We start from the raw sequence: 18,990 nt of genomic DNA, 5'->3' as shown, positions 1-18,990 counted from the left end.
GCGGGGGCCGCGGGCCGTCGTGCGGACCCCGCCGGACCCCCGCCGGGGGCGGCCGCGCCGTGTCGCCGGGCCCCGGCCCGTCGGCACGGCGCGCGCCGTCTCAGGCCCCGGCCGGCAGCGGCTGCGGCTTCCGCCACATCGGCCACATCAGCGGGCCCTCGGGGAGTCGCACCGCGGTCCCGGTGAAGGCGAAGCCGAGCCGCTCGTACAGCTCGCGGCTGCGCTCGCTGCTGGCCTCCAGGTAGGCGGGCACGCCCTCCCGGTCGCAGCGCTCCAGGACGGGCGCCATCAGTTCGGTGCCGAGGCCCTGGCCCTGGCGGTCCGGGTCCACCCCGATCATCAGCAGGTACTCGTGCTCCTCGGCGGTGGGGTGGACCGCACCGGTCAAGCGTCCCACCAGCTCGCAGCGCTCGTTGTCGGGGTCGGCGGTCCGCCGCATCAGGGCCGGGATCTCGTCCTCGCCCTCCGGCTCCCCGGCCGGGATCCGCAGCCACAGGGCGGCGGCCGAACCGTCCGCCGCGTAGTCGACCCGGCCCTCGGCCAGGGTCACGTCCACGAACACGCCGAGGAACTTCCCGTGCACCCGGGCCCGGTGGTCCGGGTCGGGGAAGACCCAGCTGCTCACGGGGTCCTCGCGGAAGGCCACGTCGAGCAGGGACGCCACCGCGTCCCGGTCGTCCTGCCCGGCCTGTCGTATCTCCAGTCCCACTGACTGCCGCCCATCACTTGAGAGTCGGTCAACAATGGTTCTGGATCCTAGGGTTCGGGCGGCACGAAGGCCCGTCCGGATGGCTCGAACCGGTCGGTGACCGGCGTCCGGACGGGCCTTCGCCTCCCCTCACTCCCCTGCTCTCACCCCGCGGGCACCACCCCCGCCTACCGGGTCCGCCGGGTGACGAACTCCGCGAGGGCCAGCAGTCCGCCCGCGGCCGCCACGTCGGGCACGGCGCGGGAGAGCTGCTGCACGGCGCGGGCCATCCGGTCCGCCGCGTGCACCTGGGCCCAGTCCCGGCCCCCGGCCTCCTCCACGGCGTCCGCGGCCCGCCGGACGTCCTCGGCGGTCATCGGACCGGCGTAGAGCGCGGCCAGTTCCGCGCCCGCCGGGGTGCCCGAGGTGAGGGCGGCCACGACGGGCAGGGACTTCTTCCGGGCGAGCAGGTCCGCCCCGGCCGGCTTGCCGGTGTGCTCGGGATCCCCCCAGATGCCGAGCAGGTCGTCGATCAGCTGGAAGGCGAGGCCGGCCTCCCGGCCGAAGGCGTCCAGGGCGTCCGCGGCCTCCTCGTCCGCTCCCCCGTACAGCCCGCCCAGGGCGCAGGCGCAGCCGAGCAGGGCGCCCGTCTTCGCCATGGCCATGGCCAGGCACTCGTCCAGGGTGACCTCGCTGCGCCGTTCGAAGGCGCAGTCCGCCTGCTGACCGGCACAGAGTTCGATCATGCAGGCGGCGAGCCGGGAGCCGGCCCGGGCGGCCGCCGGGTGCGGGTCCTCCGCCAGCAGCCGCAGGGCCAGGGCCTGCATGGCGTCCCCGGCGATGACGGCGTCCGGCACCCCGAAGACCGTCCAGGCCGTGGGGCGGCCGCGGCGCCGCACGTCCTCGTCGATGACGTCGTCGTGGAGCAGGGTGAAGTTGTGCGCCAGCTCCACCGCGGCGGCGGCCCGGACCGCGGTCTCCGGTCGGCCGCCGAGGGCCCGCGTCCCGGTCAGCACCAGGGCCGGCCGGATGGCCTTGCCCGCGTGCCCGCCGGAGGGCGTGCCGTCGGCGTCCTCCCAGCCGAAGTGGTACATGGCCACCCTGCGCAGGCCGCCGGGCAGACCCTGGACGGCCCGGCGCAGCTCCGGGTCCACGGCCTCCCGGGTCTGCGCGAGCAGGGCGGCGGCCTCGTGCCCCTCGGTGGTCGGTTCGGTGAGCGTCACGGCTCCCCCACCCCCTCCTCTCGTCAGCTCCAGCGGCCGATCTCGACGTTCTCCAGGACACCGAGCGCGTCGGGGACGAGCACGGCGGCGGAGAAGTAGGCGGTGACCAGGTAGGAGATGATCGCCTGCTCGCTGATGCCCATGAAGCGGACGGACAGGCTCGGCTCCAACTCGTCCGGGATGCCGGTCTGGTGCAGGCCGATGACGCCCTGGTCGGACTCCCCGGTGCGCATGCAGAGGATGGAGGTGGTCCGGGCGTCGGAGACGGGGATCTTGCTGCACGGGAAGATCGGGACCCCGCGCCAGGCCGGCAGGTGGTGGTCGCCGACCTGGACCGGGGTGGGGTAGATCCCGCGCTTGTTGCACTCGCGGCCGAAGGCGGCGATGGCCTTGGGGTGGGCGAGGAAGAGGTTCGAGCCGCGTCGCATGCTGAGCAGGGCGTCGAAGTCGTCGGGGGTGGGCGCGCCGTCGTGCGGCTGGATCCGCTGGTCGTAGTCGGCGTTGTGGAGGAGGCCGAACTCGCGGTTGTTGACGAGCTCGTACTCCTGGCGCTCGCGCAGGGCCTCGACGGTGAGCCGCAACTGCTGCTCGGTCTGGTTCATCGGCTGGTTGTAGAGGTCCGCGACGCGGGTGTGCACCTTGAGGACGGTCTGGGCGATGCTCAGCTCGTACTCGCGGGGGGCGGCGTCGTAGTCCACGAAGGTGCCGGGCAGCAGCGCTTCGCCGGTGTGGCCGGCGGAGAGGTCGATCTCGGCCTCGCCGTACTTGTTGGTGCGCTGGGCGGGCAGCGAACGGACCCGCTCCACGTGCTGCGCGAGGGACTCGACCCGGTCGGCGAGGAGGCCGAAGTCCTGTCGGGTGAGGACGAGCACGGTGCCGGAGGTGGCGGCGCGGGCGGTGAACTCCCAGATGGCGTCGGCATCCACGAGGCTGTCGTCGCCGAAGTAGGCGCCGTCCGCGAGGGTGCCGACCACGGCGTCGTCCCCGTAGGGGCCGGGGCCGACCTGCTCGACGCGGCCGTGCGCGAGGAGGAAGACGGAGTCGGCGGGGCTGCCGAAGGAGGTCAGCTCCTCGCCCGCGGCGAAGTCCCGCTGGCGGCAGCGCTGGGCGAGCTCGGTCAGCACGTCCAGGTCGTCGTAGTCGCGCAGCAGCGGCAGTTCGCCGAGCTCGGCGGGGATGACCTGGACCTGGTCGCCGGTCTTGATGAACGTGACCCGGCCGTCGCCGACCGCGTAGCTGAGCCGGCGGTTGACCCGGTACGTGCCGCCCTGCACCGAGACCCACGGCAGTTGCTTGAGGAGCCACCGGGAGGTGATCTCCTGCATCTGCGGTACGGACTTGGTGGTGGTTGCCAAGTTCCGCGCGGCCGCGGTGCCGAGACTGCGCTGGGGCGGCGCCTGGGCCTCGCGGGATTCGGAACCTGCCTGGACCGACATCTCATTCCCTTTCGATCATGAAAATGACCTTCGGGGAGGAAGCCTGTCAGTGCAGCGGGTGATCGGAACATTACACAAAAGGGTGGGACTGATCCGTGTGGGTGTGGGCAGCGTTCCGGGTTCACCCCGAACCTGCCGACCGGGGGTGCGGTGGGCATATTTTCGGCCACATCCCGGAGGGCCATAAGTTGCATCGTGGATGCAACTTTCCTACGGTGGTCGCCATGCGACTGACCCGGTTCACCGACCTCGCCCTGCGGGTGCTGATGCGCCTGGCGGTGACGGAGGCGGAGAAGGACCTGCCCACCACCCGCGAGGTGGCGGAGACGATGCGGGTCCCCTACACCCACACCGCCAAGGTGGTGGCCCGACTGCAGCACCTCGGGCTGGTCGAGGCCCGCCGGGGCCGCGGCGGCGGCCTGGCCCTGACCCCGACCGGACGCGCCGCCTCGGTGGGCGGGGTGGTCCGGGAGCTGGAGGGCGCGGGCGACGTGGTCGAGTGCGAGGGCGCCACCCCCTGCCCGCTGCGCTCGGCCTGCGTGCTGCGCGGGGCGCTGCGCCGGGCCCAGGAGGCGTTCTTCGCGGCACTCGATCCGCTCACCGTGGAGGAGCTGGTGGCGGCGCCGACCGGACCGCTGCTGCTGGGGATCACCGGAGGTCCGTCGCCCGGCGGCCCGCCGGGGGTGCAGTAGGGGACCGAAGTCCCGTCGGTCAGGGCCTGTTGGCCGATACCGGCCGGGCCCTTGGGCGACCTGGGGTCGATCGCACACGCCACTCGAACGAATGTCCGCACCGCGGCGGCCGTCGCTCGCCTCAAAATACGACTCTCATATGCACATTAACCCGCGAGGAGCCCCGATGCTGTCCGAGAAGTCCGCCGAGACCGTCCGCGCCACCCTGCCCGCCGTCGGCGCCGCGATCGGCGAGATCACCGAGCTGTTCTACGCGAAGCTCTTCGAGGCGCACCCGGAGCTGCTCCGCGACCTCTTCAACCGCGGCAACCAGGCCGCCGGTCTCCAGAAGCGGGCCCTCGCCGGCTCCATCGCCGCCTTCGCCGTGCACCTGGTGGACCGACCCGACGTCCGCCCCGACGTGATGCTCCGGCGCATCGCCCACAAGCACGCCTCCCTCGGCGTCACGCGCGAGCAGTACCCGATCGTCCACACCCACCTCTTCGCCGCCATCGCCGAGGTGCTCGGCGAGGCCGTCACCCCGGAGGTGGCCGCCGCCTGGGACGAGGTCTACTGGCTGATGGCCAACGCCCTCATCGCCATCGAGGCGGAGCTCTACGCGGCCCGGCAGGCGGCGGCCGGCGAGGTCTGGCAGGAGTGGGAGGTCGTCGACCGCACGGAGGAGACGGCCGACTGCGCCACCTTCCGGCTGATCCCCGCCGACGGCTCCCCCGCCCCCGACTTCCACCCCGGCCAGTACGTCTCGGTGCAGGTCGAACTCCCCGACGGGGCCCGCCAGATCCGCCAGTACAGCCTGTCCTGCGCCCCCGGCTCCGCCACCCGCTCCCTCACCGTCAAGCGGGTCCACGGCGGTCCCGGCCCCGACGGCGAGGTCTCCGGCCGGCTGCACACCCACGTCCGCCCCGGGGACCGGCTGCGGCTCTCGGCCCCGTACGGGGACCTGGTCCTGCGGGAGGACTCCGCCCCGGTGCTGCTCGCCTCCGCGGGCATCGGGTGCACCCCCATGCTGTCGATGCTGGAGCACCTGGCCGGGACCGGGCACACCGCCCCGGTCACCGTGGTGCACGCCGACCGCAGCCCGGCCGACCACCCCCTCGCCGCCGACCACCGGGCCCTGACCGACAAGCTCCCCGCCGGCACCGCCCACTTCTGGTACGAGGACGGCGCGGAGCCCGGCGACCGCGCGGGCCGGGTGGACCTCTCCGACGTCGCGATCGCCCCCGGCACCCGCGCCTACCTCTGCGGCCCGCTCCCCTTCATGCGGGAGGTGCGGGCGCAGCTGCTCGCCAAGGGGGTCCCCGCGGCCGAGGTGCACTACGAGGTGTTCGGCCCGGACCTCTGGTTGGCCGCCTCCTGAGACACCGCCCGGGCCCGCCGATCCGGTCACAGCAGGTGACCGGATCGGCTCGCTCACCGTACGAAAAGGCTGGCGCCGAAGGGGACGTTCCGGTACACCCCCGGTACGGGCGGCCGCGACAGGCGGCCGTCGCGCGCGCGAAGGAGAACGGCCGTGGCAGCACCGATGTCCGCGGAAGAATTCCACCGAGCACTGGTCAACGAGGGGCTCACCGTCGTCGGGGTCGGCGACTGGCAGCACCGCAACCGCAATCACAAGGGGCCCTGGGGCCCGGTCCACGGGGTGATGATCCACCACACCGTCACCCGGGGCTCGGCGGACACCGTCCGTATCTGCCGGGAGGGCCACGCCTCCCTGCCCGGCCCGCTCTGCCACGGCGTGATCACCAAGGACGGCCGGGTGCACCTGGTCGGCTACGGCCGGACCAACCACGCGGGCGGCGGGGACCCGGACGTGCTGACGGCGGTCCGGCTGGAGCGGGCCCTGCCGCCGGACAACGAGTCGAGCACCGACGGCAACCGCTACTTCTACGGCTTCGAGTGCGAGAACCTCGGCGACGGCAAGGACCCCTGGCCCCCCGCGCAGCTCGACGCCATCGCACGGGCCGCCGCCGCGATCTGCCGCCACCACGGCTGGACCGCCCGGTCCGTGATCGGGCACCGCGAATGGCAGCCCGGGAAGGTGGACCCCCGCGGGTTCACCATGCAGTCCCTGCGGGACCGGGTGCACGAGCGGCTGAAGTGACCCGCGCCCGGGAGCCGGACGGCCCGGCTCCCGGGGCCCGCCGCGGCCTCCGGGCGCTCCGGGCCTCCGGGCCCCGCCGGGGTCCGCACCCGACAATGGACGGGTGACCCAGCCCGACGCCGGCCCCGATCCGCTCGCCGCCCTCCGCCCCCGCCTGCCCTCGCCCGTGCGGGAGCTCGACGACCCGCTCTTCGCCCGCCACGGGGTGCGGCTGCTGCTGAAGCGGGACGACCTGGTGCACCCGGAGATCCCCGGCAACAAGTGGCGCAAGCTCGGCCCCAACCTGCGGGCGGCCGCCGCCGGGGGCCACCGGGAGCTGGTCACCTTCGGCGGTGCCTGGTCCAACCACCTGCGCGCCACCGCGGCCGCGGGGCGGCTGCTCGACTTCGCCACCATCGGCATCGTGCGCGGGGAGGAGCTGGCCGACCGCCCCCTGAACGACTCCCTGGCCCGTTGCGTCGCCGACGGGATGCGGCTGAGCTTCGTCACCCGTTCCGCGTACCGGACGAAGTCCGCGCCCGAGGGCCGGGACGCGCTGCTCGCCGGGGCGGGGGCGCTCGGCGCGTACGTGGTCCCCGAGGGCGGCAGCAACACCGCGGCCGTGCGGGGCTGCGCCGAGCTGGGCCGGGAGCTGGCGGGGACGGACGCGGGGGTGGTGGCCCTGGCCTGCGGGACGGGCGGCACCCTGGCGGGGCTGTCGGCGGGCTTGGGACCGGGTCAGCGGGCCCTGGGCGTCTCGGTCCTCAAGGGGTCCTTCCTCGCCGCGGAGATACGTTCCTTCCAAACGGCCGCCTTCGGGGCGCCGTTGCCGAACTGGACCCTGGAGGAACGCTTCCACCACGGCGGGTTCGCCCGGTCCACCCCCGAACTCCTGCGTTTCGCGGAAGGGTTCGAGGACCGGCACGGGATCCCGCTGGAGCGGGTCTACGTGGCCAAGCTCCTCCACGCCCTGGCCGAGCTGACGGCCGCCGGGGAGTTCCCGGCGGGCACCACCCTCGCGGCGGTGCTCACCGGACCTCCCCTCTGACCGCGCCCTCCCCCGCGCCCTCGTGTGTGGGGGGAGGCTCAGGCCGTGCCCTCGCGGTACGCGGCCGCCTCCTCCAGGTCCAGCCGGCGCAGCAGCACCCGCAGCATCTCGTCGTCGATGCGGCGGGCGTCCCGCAGGGCGACGAACACTTCCCGCTCCGCCGAGATCATCTCTCGGGACAGCCTGCGGTAGACGTCGTCCGCGGACTCCCCGGTCTGCGGGTTGACCCCGCCCAGCCGCTCCCAGACGGCGTTGCGGCGGCGCTCCAGCACCGTCCGCAGCCGCTCCGCCAGGGGCTGCGGCAGCTCGTTGGCGGGATCGGCCAGCAGTTCCTCCAGCCGCTCCTCCGCCGCCCGGGAGGCCTGGCTCTGCGCCTGGGCCTCCGCCAGGGTGGCGGCCCGCTCGTCCCGACCCGGCAGCCGCAGGGCTCGGATCAGCGGCGGCAGGGTCAGCCCCTGCACCACCAGGGTGCCGATCACGGTGGTGAAGGTCAGGAAGAGGATGAGGTCGCGGTACGGGAAGGGTCCCCCGCCGTCCACGGTCAGCGGGATCGAGAAGGCGATGGCCAGCGAGACCACCCCGCGCATCCCGGCCCAGCCCACGATCACGGGTGCCTTCCAGGTGGTGTCCGGCTCCCGGTCCCGGATCCGCTCGGACAGCGCCCGGGGCAGGAAGGTCGCCGGGAACACCCACACGAAGCGGGCGACGACCACCGCCAGGAAGATCGCCACGGCGTACCAGACGGCCTCCGGCCCCGAGTACCGTCCCAGCCCCTCCAGCACCACCGGCAGCTGGAGCCCGATCAGCGCGAAGACCACCGACTCCAGCAGGAAGGCCACCATCTTCCACACCGCCTCCTCCTGGAGCCGGGTGGCGAAGTCCACCTGCCAGGCCCGGTGCCCCAGGTAGAGGGCCACGACCACCACCGCCAGCACCCCGGAGGCGTGCACCCGCTCGGCCGCCGCGTACGCCACGAAGGGGATCAGCAGGGAGAGGGTGTTCTGCAGCAGCGGCTCCTTCAGCCGGGTCCGCAGGTGGTGGATCGGCACCATCAGCAGCAGGCCCACGCCCACCCCGCCCACCGAGGCGAGCAGGAACTCGGCGATGCCGCCCGCCCAGCCCGCCCCCTCGCCGACCACCGCCGCGACCGCCACCTTGTAGGCGGTGATCGCGGTGGCGTCGTTGACGAGGGATTCCCCCTGGAGGATGGTCGTGATCCGGGGCGGCAGACCCAGCCTGCGGGCGATGGCGGTGGCCGCGACGGCGTCCGGCGGGGCGATCACCGCCCCCAGCACCAGGGCCGCGGTCAACGGCAGCCCCGGCACCACCAGGTACGCCGCGTACCCCACGGCGAGGGTCGCGAACAGCACGTACCCCACCGACAGCAGCGCCACCGGCCGCACGTTCGCGCGCAGGTCGAGGTAGGAACTGTCCACGGCCGCCGTGTACAGCAGCGGGGGCAACAGCAGGGGCAGCACGATGTGCGGGTCCAGGGCGTACTCCGGGACCCCGGGCACGTAGGCGGCGGCCAGTCCGGCCGCGACGAGCAGCAGTGGGGCCGGGACCGGGGTGCGGCGGGCCAGGCCCGCCACCACGGCGCAGCCCGCCACCAGCGCCACCAGCGGCAATACCTCCATGAAGCGGGCCTTCCTCCCTCGCGCTCGCGCCGCCCCCACCGGGCCGGGCGTCGTAACCTGGCCATCATGAGCGAGTGCACGCACGTTCCCGAACTGCCGCGCCCCGAACCGGCGCCACGGTCGATGACCTGCCCGGAATGCCTGGAAACGGGCAGCCACCCGGTGCAACTGCGGATGTGCCTGCACTGCGGACACGTGGCCTGTTGTGACTCCTCCCCGTACCGCCACGCCACCGCGCACTACCGCAGCACCGGCCATCCGGTGATGCGCAGCCACGAGCCCGGAGAGACCTGGCGCTGGTGTTTCGTGGACGGTTCGCTCGTCTGAGGTTCGACCGCCGGCAGGGGGGTAGGTCAACCCTCCGCCGGTTCCCCCGATTTGAGGCCGCAAGGGCCTAGCGACTGTGCGTGCCCGTGGGCTTACCATCAGTCACTGTCGCGGAACGGGGGCGCCGCGACACGATCGCCCGTATCGCGATAGCGTCACCGGCGAACAGAGCTCGTACCACCTTGGAGGTGAGGGTGTCCCAGATCGCAGGCGAGCCCGGGACCCAGGACTTCGTGGAAGTCCGGCTGCCGGCCGCGGGTGCCTATCTGTCGGTGCTGCGGACGGCCACGGCCGGCCTCGCGGCCCGGCTGGACTTCACCCTCGACGAAATCGAGGACCTGCGCATCGCCGTGGACGAGGCGTGCGCGATCCTGCTCCAGCAGGCCGTGCCCGGCTCCGTCCTCAGCTGCGTGTTCCGGCTGGTGGAGGATTCGCTGGAGGTGACCGTGTCCGCCCCGACCACCGACGGCAGGGCGCCGGAGCGGGACACCTTCGCCTGGACGGTGCTGTCGGCGCTGGCCGGGAAGGTCGAGTCCACGGTGGCGGAGGACCGCACGGTGAGCATCAGCCTCCACAAACAGCGCGGCGCGGGTCCAGGCCCGGCGTGAGCGGGGAGATCCCGGTGCGGGACGGGGAGCACCCCCGGGCCGCACCCGGCGGCGGGCGCGAGGCTCCCCAGGAGCAGGTGCCGGAGCCGGAGGGCGGCATCCCGGGGCAGCAGGCCCGGCCGCACCCGCCGGACGACGGCTTTTTGGACTCGGCGGAGCGACGGGCGGGCCCTATGAGCGAGAACGAGCACGGACAGCAGGCGGAGCACGATCCCCGCGACCGCAGCGGCGCGCGGGCCCTGTTCCTGGAGCTGCGGGAGCTGCCCGACGGCTCCCCCGAGCGGGCCGAGCTGCGCAACCGGCTGGTGCGGATGCACCTGCCGCTGGTGGAGCACCTGGCCCGCCGGTTCCGCAACCGCGGCGAGCCCCTGGACGACCTGACCCAGGTCGCCACCATCGGGCTGATCAAGTCCGTGGACCGGTTCGACCCGGACCGGGGGGTGGAGTTCTCCACGTACGCCACCCCCACGGTGGTCGGGGAGATCAAGCGGCACTTCCGCGACAAGGGCTGGGCGGTCCGGGTCCCCCGGCGGCTCCAGGAGCTGCGGCTGTCGCTGACCACGGCCACGGCCGAGCTGTCCCAGCTGCACGGCCGCTCCCCCACGGTGCACGAGCTGGCCGAGCGGCTGGGAATCTCCGAGGAGGAGGTGCTGGAGGGCCTGGAGTCCGCCAACGCCTACAGCACGCTCTCGCTGGACGTGCCGGACACCGACGACGAGTCCCCGGCGGTCGCGGACACCCTCGGCGCGGAGGACGAGGCGCTGGAGGGGGTGGAGTACCGGGAGTCCCTGAAGCCGCTGCTGGAGGGGCTGCCCCCGCGGGAGAAGCGGATCCTGCTGCTGCGCTTCTTCGGCAACATGACCCAGTCGCAGATCGCGCAGGAGGTCGGCATCTCGCAGATGCACGTCTCCCGGCTGCTGGCGCGGACGCTGGCGCAGCTGCGGGAGAAGCTCCTCGTGGAGGAGTAGGGAACGGGCCCCCGCCGCAGGGCGGGGCGACCCGACACGGAACGGACCGCGGAACGGGACGCGGAACAGGGGGTGCCCCCTACCCCCGTCCCCCGCTCGTCGGCCCGCCCGCTACTTCTTCGGGAGCGGCGCGTCCCCGGCGGCCGGGGCGATGCCCAGGGCCTCGGTGGCCTCCGGGTGCAGCAGCAGGACGAAGACGGCGACGGCCGCGACGGCCAGGGCCACCGCCCCCGCGGTCATCGCGACGCCGCCCGCGTGGAAGAAGGTCCACGCCACCGGCAGCGCCATCAGCTGGGTGATCAGGGCGGGACCCCGGCTCCAGCGGCGGCGCAGCCGCAGCCCGCGGGCCGCCACCAGCGGGAGCGCGGCCAGCGCGAGCAGGGTGAGCCCGCCGGTCTCGGCCTGGCGGGCCGAATCGGGGTCGCCGACCAGCCCCATCACCAGGATGTAGAGGCCGAGGCCCGCGAGGGCCAGCCCCTGGAGGGCGGTCACCGCGGCGGCCGCGGTCAGGCGGCGCGGGACGGGCCCGACCGGGGCGGGATCGGCGGCGGACGCGGGGGGAGTCTGCTTACTGCTCACTCCAGCAGGGTAGCCAGTGCCGGGGGGACGGCAGTAGGGGTGACCGGAAGGGGGTGGGTAGGCTGCTGCCCATGCGTGCACTCCTCGTGGCTAATCCGGCGGCAACGACCACCAGTGCGCGCGTGCGCGACGTCCTCATCCACGCCCTGGCCAGCGAGATGAAGCTGGAGGCGGTGACCACCGAGTACCGCGGGCACGCCCGCGACCTCGGCCGGCGGGCCGCGCAGGGCGGGGACGTGGACCTGGTCGTGGCCCTCGGCGGCGACGGCACGGTCAACGAGGTCGTGAACGGCCTCCTGCACGAGGGGCCGGATCCGGACCGCCTGCCGGGACTGGCCGTGGTGCCGGGCGGGTCCACCAACGTCTTCGCCCGCGCCCTGGGGCTGCCGAACGACGCGGTCGAGGCGACGGGCGCCCTGCTGGACGCGCTGCGGGAACGCCGGGAGCGGACCGTCGGGCTGGGACTGGCCTCGGGAGCGCCCGGCACCGAGGACGAATCGGTGCCCGAACGCTGGTTCACCTTCTGCGCGGGATTCGGATTCGACGCGGGTGTGGTGGGCCGGGTCGAGCAGCAGCGGGAACGCGGCAAGCGTTCGACGCACGCCCTCTATGTACGACAGTTGCTGCGCCAGTTCTTGGAAGAGCCGAACCGACGTCACGGAATGGTGACGCTGGAACGTCCCGGCGCGGATCCCGTGACGGATCTGGTGCTCTCGATAGTCTGCAACACCTCCCCCTGGACGTATCTGGGGAACCGGCCGCTCTACGCCTCTCCGGAGGCGTCGTTCGATACCGCACTTGACGTACTGGGCCTCAGCCGTTTGTCAACTCCGGCCATCGCCCGGTACGCCACCCAGCTGCTGACCTCGTCTCCTGAGCGGGGTCCCCACGGCAAGCACGCGGTCTCTCTGCACGATCTGACCGACTTCACCTTGCATTCGAAGGCGCCGCTTCCTTTCCAGATGGACGGCGACCACCTCGGACTGCGCACCAGCGTGCGGTTCACAGGCGTACGCCGTGCACTGCGTGTGATTGTGTGAGTGGAAGGGCCGTTAGTCCTTTCAGTCGAACGTTTAGGCGCGGATCCACCCCCTAGAAGTACGGCTGTGACCTAGTCGACACCGACGAATCAAAAAAAACTTTCCGGAAGGGGTTGTATCCCCGTCCGAGGTTTGCGAATCTCTACATGGCGATCGGGACAGCCCGCAGAACCCGGCACCCACTGAGACCGCCAGAACCCCTCCACGAATCACGGACCGCACCAGGCGACTGGGCGTCGGCCCTTCCCTCGCGTAGGGATTCGTGAAAGCGTTCACATTCACAAGCAACCTGCCCGCAATACAAGGAGATGGAGCAGCCATGGACTGGCGTCACAACGCCGTTTGCCGCGAGGAAGACCCCGAGCTCTTCTTCCCCATCGGCAACACCGGTCCTGCGCTGCTGCAGATCGAGGAAGCCAAGGCCGTCTGCCGCCGTTGCCCCGTCATGGAGCAGTGTCTGCAGTGGGCGCTCGAGTCCGGCCAGGACTCCGGCGTCTGGGGCGGCCTCAGCGAGGACGAGCGCCGCGCGATGAAGCGCCGCGCCGCTCGCAACCGGGCGCGCAACGCCAGCGCCTGACAACGACTTCGAGCCTCGAGCCGCAGCGCGTAGCACCCCCGTAGCGCTCAGCAACGTGCTCTTGAGCCCCTGACCGGGACCACCGGTCAGGGGCTCAGTGCTGTGCGGGGCCGGGCGGGGGCCGATGCGGGACCGACGCCCCGTCCGACCCTCCCGCGCGCTACTTCTGCGGGCTGGCGGGCACGTCCAGCAGGACGCGGGTGCCGCGCTCCTCGCCCGGGCGCATGTCGAAGGTGCCGCCCAACTCCCCCTCGACGAGGGTCCGGACGATCTGGAGACCCAGGTTTCCCGCCCGCTGCGGGTCGAAGCCCTCGGGCAGCCCGCGACCGTCGTCACTCACGGTGATCAACAGGCGCGTGTCCGTGCGTCCGGTGCCGGTCCGCGAGGCCGTCACCTCCACGGTGCCCTGCTCCCCCGGGGCGAAGGCGTGCTCCAGGGCGTTCTGCAGCACCTCGGTCAGCACCATCGACAGCGGGGTGGCCACCTCGGCGTCCAGGATCCCGAACCGACCGGTCCGGCGGCAGGCCACCTTCCCCGGGGAGATCTCCGCGACCATCGCGATCACCCGGTCCGCGATCTCGTCGAACTCGACCCGCTCGTCCAGGTTCTGGGAGAGGGTCTCGTGCACGATCGCGATCGAACCCACCCTGCGCACGGCCTCGTTGAGGGCTTCGCGACCACGGTCGGAATCCATTCGGCGGGCCTGGAGGCGCAGCAGCGCGGCCACCGTCTGGAGGTTGTTCTTCACCCGGTGGTGGATCTCCCGGATGGTGGCGTCCTTGGTGATCAGTTCGCGTTCGCGGCGCCGCAGTTCGGTGACGTCGCGGCAGAGCACCAGCGAACCGATGCGGGTGCCCTTGGGCTTGAGCGGGATCGCGCGGAGCTGGATGACCCCGCCGTTGCTCTCCACCTCGGTCTCCCGCGGGGCCCAGCCACTGGCCAGTTTGACCAGGGCCTCGTCCACCGGGCCCCGGGACGGGGCGAGTTCGGCGGTGATGGTGCCGAGGTGCTGGCCCACCAGGTCGGAGGCCAGGCCCAGCCGGTGGTAGGCCGAGAGGGCGTTCGGGCTGGCGTAGGTGACCACGCCGTCGGCGTCCAGGCGCATCAGGCCGTCACCGACGCGCGGCGAGGCGTCCATGTCCACCTGCTGCCCCGGGAAGGGGAACGTTCCGGCGGCGATCATCTGCGCCAGGTCGGAGGCGGACTGGAGGTAGGTGAGCTCCAGCCGGCTCGGGGTGCGGACCGTGAGCAGGTTGGTGTTCCGGGCGATGACCCCCAGCACCCGGCCCTCGCGCCGCACCGGGATGGACTCCACGCGGACGGGGACCTCCTCCCGCCACTCCGGGTCCCCCTCGCGGACGATCCGGCCCTCGTCCAGGGCGGCGTCCAGGAGCGGGCGGCGGCCGCGGGGCACCAGGTGTCCGACCATGTCGTCCTGGTAGGAGGTGGGGCCGGTGTTCGGCCGCATCTGGGCCACCGAGACGTACCGGGTGCCGTCGAGGGTGGGAACCCAGAGGACGAGGTCGGCGAAGGAGAGGTCGGAGAGCAGCTGCCACTCCGAGACCAGCATGTGGAGCCACTCGAGGTCGGTGTCGCCGAGGGCGGTGTGCTGGCGTACGAGATCGTTCATGGAGGGCACACGAGCGAGACTACCCGGGCGCGGACCGTGACTTTCCTCGTGGGAATACCCAGGACGGGCCCGTACCGCGTATGTTGGAGGAACTGACGGCAAATCGAGGCCCGTCATTGGATGGACAGAACAGATTGGTCTAGTCCACAATGCTGCTATAACGAAGAGCTTCCGCCCTCCCCGCACAGGAGGGCGGAGTCGAGGTAGCCGCGCGCTCTGCCCTGACCGCGCAGGCACCTCCCACCGGCCGCCGGGAACCGCACACCCGACGGTCGAAACACTCCGGGCTGCGGTGCCGGACGGGTTGAGGGTCCCGTCCCGGCACCGTGGCCCGCGGGCTTTTCCGGGCCGGTTCCGCGGCCCCTCCCCCGGGGCCCGCCCCCTTCGCCGGAGCCCTCAGGGCCAGGCCAGGACCGCCCGCTCCGCCACCGCCAGCAGCTCCTGCCGACCGGCGCCGTCCCGGGCCTGCTGGGACATCCCCTGGACCACCGCCGCGTAGAACCGGGCCAGCGCGGCGGGGTCGGTGCCCGGGGGCAGCACCCCCGCCGCCACGTCCGCGGCGATCCGCGTCCGCACCGCCTCGATGGTGGCGTTGCGGCGCTCGCGCATGGCCTCGGAGATCTCCGGGACCCCGCAGTGCACCGTGCTCACGACCAGGCAGCCGGCCGGGTGGGCGGGGTCCGTGTAGATCTCGGCCGCCTCGCGCAGCACCCGTGCCACGGCGGCGCGGGCGGTGGGCTCCTCGGCCAGGGCGACCCCCAGGAATCCGGCGTAGCGGGCCGCGTAGGCGGTCACGACCTCGTCGAACAGGGCCCGCTTGTCACCGAAGGCGGCGTAGAGGCTGGGGGGCGTGATGCCCATCTCGCGGGTCAGGTCGGCGACGGAGGTGTTCTCGTAGCCGCGCTCCCAGAAGGCCGTAAGGGCCAGCCCGAGGGCCGCCTCGCGGTCGAAGGAACGGGGTCTGCCGCGCTGTCCGGTCACCATGCACGAATTCTATAGCGCCCGCTAGGGAATCTGATACGGTCCCTTTCTGTAGCGACCACTACACAAACAGGAGGGGGGCGCGTCATGGGCGTGCTCAGCGGAAAGACGGCTCTGGTCACGGGCGGCAGCCGGGGCATCGGACGGGCGATCGCCGAGCGGCTGGGGCGGGACGGGGCCCGGGTGGCCGTGCACTACGGACGGGACCGGGCGGCGGCGGAGGAGACGGTGGCCACGGTCCGGGCCGAGGGCGGGCGGGCCTTCGCGTTCCGCGCCGAGCTGGGCGTCCCCGGGGACGCGGCCGCCCTCTGGACCGCCTACGAGGCGCACCCGGAGCACACCGAGCGGGTGGACGTGCTGGTGAACAACGCCGGGGCCGCCGCCTTCGCGGACCTGGCCGGCACGGACGAGGAGACCTGGGACCGGGCCCTGGCCCTCAACGCCAAGGCCCCCTTCTTCGTGATCCGGCAGGGGCTGCACCGGCTGCCGGACGGGGGCCGGATCGTGAACGTCACGGGCACCCCGGACATCGCCCTGCCGCAGATCCTCGCCACGGTCATGGCCAAGGGGGCCGTGAACGCGCTGACCCGCTCCCTGGCCGCGGAGCTGGCCCCGCGCGGGATCACCGTGAACTCGGTGGGCCCCGGCATCACCGAGACCGATCTGAACCGGGGCTGGCTGGCCGATCCCGGGGCCCGGGCGCACGCCGCCTCGCGGTCCGTCTTCGGACGGGTGGGCGAGGCCGCGGAGGTGGCGGACGTGGTGGCCTTCCTGGCCTCACCGGATTCCCGCTGGGTCACCGGCCAGCACCTGAACGCCACCGGCGGGCTCCAGCTGGCCCTGCTCTGACGGAGCCGGAGGCGTCCGGGGCCGGGGCGGGGGCGGCCCCGGACGCCCCCGGGGCGCCCCCCGCCGCTCCGCGCGCCCCGCAGGGTCGCCGGGAGGCCGGGCGGGCGCCGAGCGCCCACCATGGAGTCATCGGAGCGGGTCGGCGGACCGTCCGGAGCGCGGACGGAAGCCGCGGCACGGGCCCCGCTCTGCTAGATTTGATTGGTCTATACCACACATGCCCACTCTCCTCTCAGATCGGCAGGCCCAGCGTGGAAGTTGTCATCGTCCCGGACGCCAAGGCAGGCGGCGAGCTCATCGCGGAGGCCATGGCCGCCCTGGTCCGACGCAAGCCCGACGCCCTGCTCGGCGTCGCCACCGGCTCCACCCCGCTGCCCATCTACGAGGCCCTCGCCGCCAAGGTCCGTGCCGGCGAGGTCGACGCCTCCCGCGCCCGGATCTGCCAGCTGGACGAGTACGTCGGGCTGCCCGCCGGGCACCCGGAGTCCTACCGTTCGGTGGTGCTGCGCGAGGTGGTCGAGCCGCTGGGCCTCTCCGAGTCCTCCTTCATGGGCCCGGACGGCTCCGCCGAGGACATCGTGGGCGCCTGCGAGGCGTACGACCTCGCCCTGGCCGAGGCCGGCGGCGTGGACCTCCAGCTGCTGGGCATCGGCACGGACGGCCACATCGGCTTCAACGAGCCCTGCTCCTCGCTGGCCTCCCGCACCCGGATCAAGACGCTGACGGAGCAGACCCGCGTGGACAACGCGCGCTTCTTCGACGATGACATCGACCAGGTGCCGCACCACGTCATCACCCAGGGCATCGGCACCATCCTGGACGCCCGCCACCTGGTGCTGCTGGCCACCGGCGAGGGCAAGGCCGAGGCCGTGGCGCAGACCGTCGAGGGCCCCGTCTCCTCGCTGGTCCCCGCCTCCGCGCTCCAGCTGCACCGGCACGCCACCGTGATCGTGGACGAGGCCGCGGCCTCCAAGCTGAAGCTCGCGGACTACTTCCGCCACACCTTCGCGAACAAGCCGGAGTGGCAGGGCCTGTAAGCACGCGGCGCCGTACCGACGGCACGAAGGAAGGGCCGGACCCCCGTGGGTCCGGCCCTTCCTTCGTGTGCGGGGTCCGGCTCAGAGGCCGGCGATCAGCTCCGCGGCGGCCCGGCCGCAGACCCGCGAGGCCCCGTGGGTGGCGATGTGCAGCGCACCGCGCGGCTCGGCCCGCGGCAGCCCCATCTCGATGACCACGGTGTCCGGGCGGGCCGCGACGAGCGCGTCCACGGCGGCGGTCATCCACGGGTGCCGGTGGGCGTCGCGGACCACGGCGACCAGGGTGCGCTCTCCCGCGGCGGCCAGGACCTCCTCCGCGCGCAGGTCCTCGCCGAAGCTGCCGGACTCGGTGTCGGGGAGCAGCGCGGTCAGCTCGGCGGCGGGGCCCCAGGGGGTCTCGTCACCGACCGCGATGTTCGGCTCCGGGGTCAGGGTGGCCACGTACGCGGACTTCACCGGGGCGGTCAGGGCGCCGGTGGCGCGGACCGCGCGGCGGGCCGCGACCAGGCCGACCGGGGAGTCCGCCGTACCGGGCGCGTTCCCCTCCTCGTCGGACGCGCCCGGCGCGGCGGACCTGGCCCGCCGGGTCCAGTCGGCGAGGGAGCGGACCCGGGCGGCGGCGTCGGCGAGCCGCTCCTCCGGGAGGCTGCCCTCACGGACGGCGTTGACCAGCGCGTCCCGCAGACGGAGCACGGTCTCCTCGTCGGCGAGCCCCCCACCGACGCAGATGGCGTCGGCGCCGGCGGCGATGGCGAGGACGGAGCCCCGCTCGATGCCGTAGGTCCCGGCGATGGCGTGCATCTCCATGCCGTCGGTGACGATCAGGCCCTGGTAGCCCAGCTCCTCGCGCAGCAGACCGGTGAGGATCCGCGGGCTGAGGGTGGCCGGACGGGTCGGGTCGAGCGAGGGCAGCAGGATGTGCGCGCTCATGATGGCCTTGGTGTCCGCGGCCATGGCGGCCTTGAAGGGCACCAACTCACGGGCGTACAGGGTCTCCAGCGGGGCGTCGATCCGCGGGAGGGCGTGGTGGGAGTCCACGTTGGTGTCGCCGTGGCCGGGGAAGTGCTTGGTGCAGGCGGCGACGCCGGCGGCCTGGAGCCCTTCCACGTAGGCGGCGGTGTGCCGGGCGGCCAGTTCGGTGTCGGCCCCGAAGGAGCGGACGCCGATGACCGGGTTGTCCGGGTTGGAGTTGACGTCGGCGGACGGGGCCCAGTTGAGGTTCACCCCGCACTCGGCGAGGCGGCGGCCCAGCTCGCGGGCCACGTCACGGGTGAGGTCCGTGTCGTCGACGGCGCCGAGGGCGAGGTTGCCGGGGAAGGAGGAACCGCCGCGGACCTCCAGGCGGGTGACGTCCCCGCCCTCCTCGTCGATGGCGACGAGGACGTCCTCGCGCTCGGCCCGCAGTTGCGCGGTGAGCGCGGAGAGCTGCTCCGGGGAGGCGATGTTGCGGCCGAAGAGGCCGACGGCGGTGAGGCCCTCGCCGACCTGGCGCAGCAGCCAGTCGGGGGCGGTGGTACCGAGGAAGCCCGGCTGGAGTACGGCGAGCGCGTCCCGGGTCACGGTGTCGGTGCGGTGGGCGAGGATCGTCAT

19 protein-coding genes are annotated in these 18,990 nt (G+C 73.2%); 11 read left to right on the top strand and 8 right to left on the bottom strand.

What is annotated here, in order from left to right; all coding sequences use genetic code 11:
• Positions 1–100: 100 nt before the first annotated feature.
• The 3 genes from ABTZ17_RS06625 to ABTZ17_RS06615 all read right to left on the bottom strand — a co-directional run bounded on the left by ABTZ17_RS06625 (position 101) and on the right by ABTZ17_RS06615 (position 3,347).
• Positions 101–709 (bottom strand): GNAT family N-acetyltransferase, encoded by a 609-nt coding sequence (locus ABTZ17_RS06625; RefSeq protein WP_352194401.1) that lies wholly within the window; start codon positions 707–709, stop codon positions 101–103.
• A gap of 167 nt (positions 710–876) precedes the next feature.
• Positions 877–1,911 (bottom strand): family 2 encapsulin nanocompartment cargo protein polyprenyl transferase, encoded by a 1,035-nt coding sequence (locus ABTZ17_RS06620; protein ID WP_352194400.1) that lies wholly within the window; start codon positions 1,909–1,911, stop codon positions 877–879.
• Positions 1,912–1,934: 23 nt separating this feature from the next.
• Positions 1,935–3,347 carry a family 2B encapsulin nanocompartment shell protein gene (locus tag ABTZ17_RS06615; protein ID WP_352194399.1) on the bottom strand — a complete coding sequence of 471 codons (1,413 nt, stop codon included), beginning with the start codon at positions 3,345–3,347 and terminating at the stop codon, positions 1,935–1,937.
• 224 nt (positions 3,348–3,571) lie between these two features.
• Between ABTZ17_RS06615 and ABTZ17_RS06610 the strand changes: the two genes are divergently transcribed.
• The 4 genes from ABTZ17_RS06610 to ABTZ17_RS06595 all read left to right on the top strand — a co-directional run bounded on the left by ABTZ17_RS06610 (position 3,572) and on the right by ABTZ17_RS06595 (position 7,167).
• Positions 3,572–4,039 carry an RrF2 family transcriptional regulator gene (locus tag ABTZ17_RS06610; protein WP_352194398.1) on the top strand — a complete coding sequence of 156 codons (468 nt, stop codon included), beginning with the start codon at positions 3,572–3,574 and terminating at the stop codon, positions 4,037–4,039.
• Positions 4,040–4,205: 166 nt separating this feature from the next.
• Positions 4,206–5,396 (top strand): globin domain-containing protein, encoded by a 1,191-nt coding sequence (locus tag ABTZ17_RS06605; RefSeq protein ID WP_352194397.1) that lies wholly within the window; start codon positions 4,206–4,208, stop codon positions 5,394–5,396.
• Positions 5,397–5,549: 153 nt separating this feature from the next.
• Entirely contained in the window at positions 5,550–6,140 is a 591-nt protein-coding gene (locus ABTZ17_RS06600) for an N-acetylmuramoyl-L-alanine amidase (RefSeq protein WP_352194396.1), read from the top strand.
• Positions 6,141–6,243: 103 nt separating this feature from the next.
• The gene (locus ABTZ17_RS06595) at positions 6,244–7,167 is read left to right on the top strand and encodes a 1-aminocyclopropane-1-carboxylate deaminase/D-cysteine desulfhydrase (RefSeq protein ID WP_352194395.1); all 924 of its coding nucleotides are present in this window, start codon (positions 6,244–6,246) and stop codon (positions 7,165–7,167) included.
• A gap of 38 nt (positions 7,168–7,205) precedes the next feature.
• On the opposite strand, the gene ABTZ17_RS06590 is transcribed toward ABTZ17_RS06595, so the two are convergent.
• Positions 7,206–8,804, bottom strand: a complete 1,599-nt coding sequence (locus ABTZ17_RS06590; RefSeq protein WP_352194394.1) for a Na+/H+ antiporter — start codon at positions 8,802–8,804, stop codon at positions 7,206–7,208.
• A gap of 66 nt (positions 8,805–8,870) precedes the next feature.
• On the opposite strand from ABTZ17_RS06590, the gene ABTZ17_RS06585 reads away from it, so the two are divergent.
• The 3 genes from ABTZ17_RS06585 (at position 8,871) to ABTZ17_RS06575 (ending at position 10,707) form a co-directional block, all read left to right on the top strand.
• Positions 8,871–9,131, top strand: a complete 261-nt coding sequence (locus ABTZ17_RS06585) for a UBP-type zinc finger domain-containing protein (RefSeq protein ID WP_352194393.1) — start codon at positions 8,871–8,873, stop codon at positions 9,129–9,131.
• A 194-nt stretch (positions 9,132–9,325) separates the two neighbouring features.
• Complete coding sequence (locus ABTZ17_RS06580) at positions 9,326–9,739, top strand: ATP-binding protein (RefSeq protein ID WP_352194392.1); 414 nt, start codon at positions 9,326–9,328, stop codon at positions 9,737–9,739.
• Between the two features lie 77 nt (positions 9,740–9,816).
• Entirely contained in the window at positions 9,817–10,707 is an 891-nt protein-coding gene (locus ABTZ17_RS06575; RefSeq protein ID WP_352194440.1) for an RNA polymerase sigma factor SigF, read from the top strand.
• Between the two features lie 111 nt (positions 10,708–10,818).
• Here ABTZ17_RS06575 and ABTZ17_RS06570 read toward each other — a convergent pair whose 3' ends face one another.
• Positions 10,819–11,286 (bottom strand): hypothetical protein, encoded by a 468-nt coding sequence (locus ABTZ17_RS06570; protein WP_352194391.1) that lies wholly within the window; start codon positions 11,284–11,286, stop codon positions 10,819–10,821.
• Between the two features lie 71 nt (positions 11,287–11,357).
• Between ABTZ17_RS06570 and ABTZ17_RS06565 the strand changes: the two genes are divergently transcribed.
• Together ABTZ17_RS06565 and ABTZ17_RS06560 are read left to right on the top strand one after the other, a co-directional pair.
• Positions 11,358–12,326: a diacylglycerol/lipid kinase family protein gene (locus ABTZ17_RS06565; RefSeq protein ID WP_352194390.1), complete on the top strand. Its 969-nt coding sequence runs from the start codon at positions 11,358–11,360 to the stop codon at positions 12,324–12,326.
• Positions 12,327–12,645: 319 nt separating this feature from the next.
• A complete protein-coding gene (locus tag ABTZ17_RS06560; RefSeq protein WP_003953983.1) occupies positions 12,646–12,903 on the top strand; it encodes a WhiB family transcriptional regulator in 258 nt (85 codons plus the stop codon).
• 160 nt (positions 12,904–13,063) lie between these two features.
• On the opposite strand, the gene ABTZ17_RS06555 is transcribed toward ABTZ17_RS06560, so the two are convergent.
• Complete coding sequence (locus ABTZ17_RS06555; protein WP_352194389.1) at positions 13,064–14,542, bottom strand: sensor histidine kinase; 1,479 nt, start codon at positions 14,540–14,542, stop codon at positions 13,064–13,066.
• A 387-nt stretch (positions 14,543–14,929) separates the two neighbouring features.
• Entirely contained in the window at positions 14,930–15,517 is a 588-nt protein-coding gene (locus ABTZ17_RS06550) for a TetR/AcrR family transcriptional regulator (protein ID WP_352194388.1), read from the bottom strand.
• An 84-nt stretch (positions 15,518–15,601) separates the two neighbouring features.
• Between ABTZ17_RS06550 and ABTZ17_RS06545 the strand changes: the two genes are divergently transcribed.
• Positions 15,602–16,363 carry an SDR family oxidoreductase gene (locus tag ABTZ17_RS06545; RefSeq protein ID WP_352194387.1) on the top strand — a complete coding sequence of 254 codons (762 nt, stop codon included), beginning with the start codon at positions 15,602–15,604 and terminating at the stop codon, positions 16,361–16,363.
• Positions 16,364–16,614: 251 nt separating this feature from the next.
• Complete coding sequence (gene nagB / locus ABTZ17_RS06540) at positions 16,615–17,400, top strand: glucosamine-6-phosphate deaminase (RefSeq protein ID WP_352194386.1); 786 nt, start codon at positions 16,615–16,617, stop codon at positions 17,398–17,400.
• A gap of 81 nt (positions 17,401–17,481) precedes the next feature.
• Here the strand turns inward: nagB and ABTZ17_RS06535 are convergent, their stop codons facing one another.
• Complete coding sequence (locus ABTZ17_RS06535) at positions 17,482–18,990, bottom strand: glycoside hydrolase family 3 protein (RefSeq protein ID WP_352194385.1); 1,509 nt, start codon at positions 18,988–18,990, stop codon at positions 17,482–17,484.

Source organism: Streptomyces sp. NPDC097619 (genome assembly GCF_040302735.1).
Taxonomy (GTDB): domain Bacteria; phylum Actinomycetota; class Actinomycetes; order Streptomycetales; family Streptomycetaceae; genus Streptomyces.
The sequence above is the reverse complement of the archived record's forward strand: the minus strand, read 5'-3'. Positions and strand labels throughout refer to the sequence as shown.

Excerpts from the sequence above, each read along its gene's own strand:
- ABTZ17_RS06590 (WP_352194394.1), bottom strand. The coding sequence starts at position 8,804 with ATGGAGGTATTGCCGCTGGTGGCGCTGGTGGCGGGCTGCGCCGTGGTG.
- ABTZ17_RS06535 (WP_352194385.1), bottom strand. The coding sequence starts at position 18,990 with ATGACGATCCTCGCCCACCGCACCGACACCGTGACCCGGGACGCGCTC.
- ABTZ17_RS06545 (WP_352194387.1), top strand. The coding sequence starts at position 15,602 with ATGGGCGTGCTCAGCGGAAAGACGGCTCTGGTCACGGGCGGCAGCCGG.
- ABTZ17_RS06605 (WP_352194397.1), top strand. The coding sequence starts at position 4,206 with ATGCTGTCCGAGAAGTCCGCCGAGACCGTCCGCGCCACCCTGCCCGCC.
- ABTZ17_RS06610 (WP_352194398.1), top strand. The coding sequence starts at position 3,572 with ATGCGACTGACCCGGTTCACCGACCTCGCCCTGCGGGTGCTGATGCGC.
- ABTZ17_RS06550 (WP_352194388.1), bottom strand. The coding sequence starts at position 15,517 with ATGGTGACCGGACAGCGCGGCAGACCCCGTTCCTTCGACCGCGAGGCG.
- ABTZ17_RS06615 (WP_352194399.1), bottom strand. The coding sequence starts at position 3,347 with ATGTCGGTCCAGGCAGGTTCCGAATCCCGCGAGGCCCAGGCGCCGCCC.
- ABTZ17_RS06560 (WP_003953983.1), top strand. The coding sequence starts at position 12,646 with ATGGACTGGCGTCACAACGCCGTTTGCCGCGAGGAAGACCCCGAGCTC.
- ABTZ17_RS06565 (WP_352194390.1), top strand. The coding sequence starts at position 11,358 with ATGCGTGCACTCCTCGTGGCTAATCCGGCGGCAACGACCACCAGTGCG.
- ABTZ17_RS06585 (WP_352194393.1), top strand. The coding sequence starts at position 8,871 with ATGAGCGAGTGCACGCACGTTCCCGAACTGCCGCGCCCCGAACCGGCG.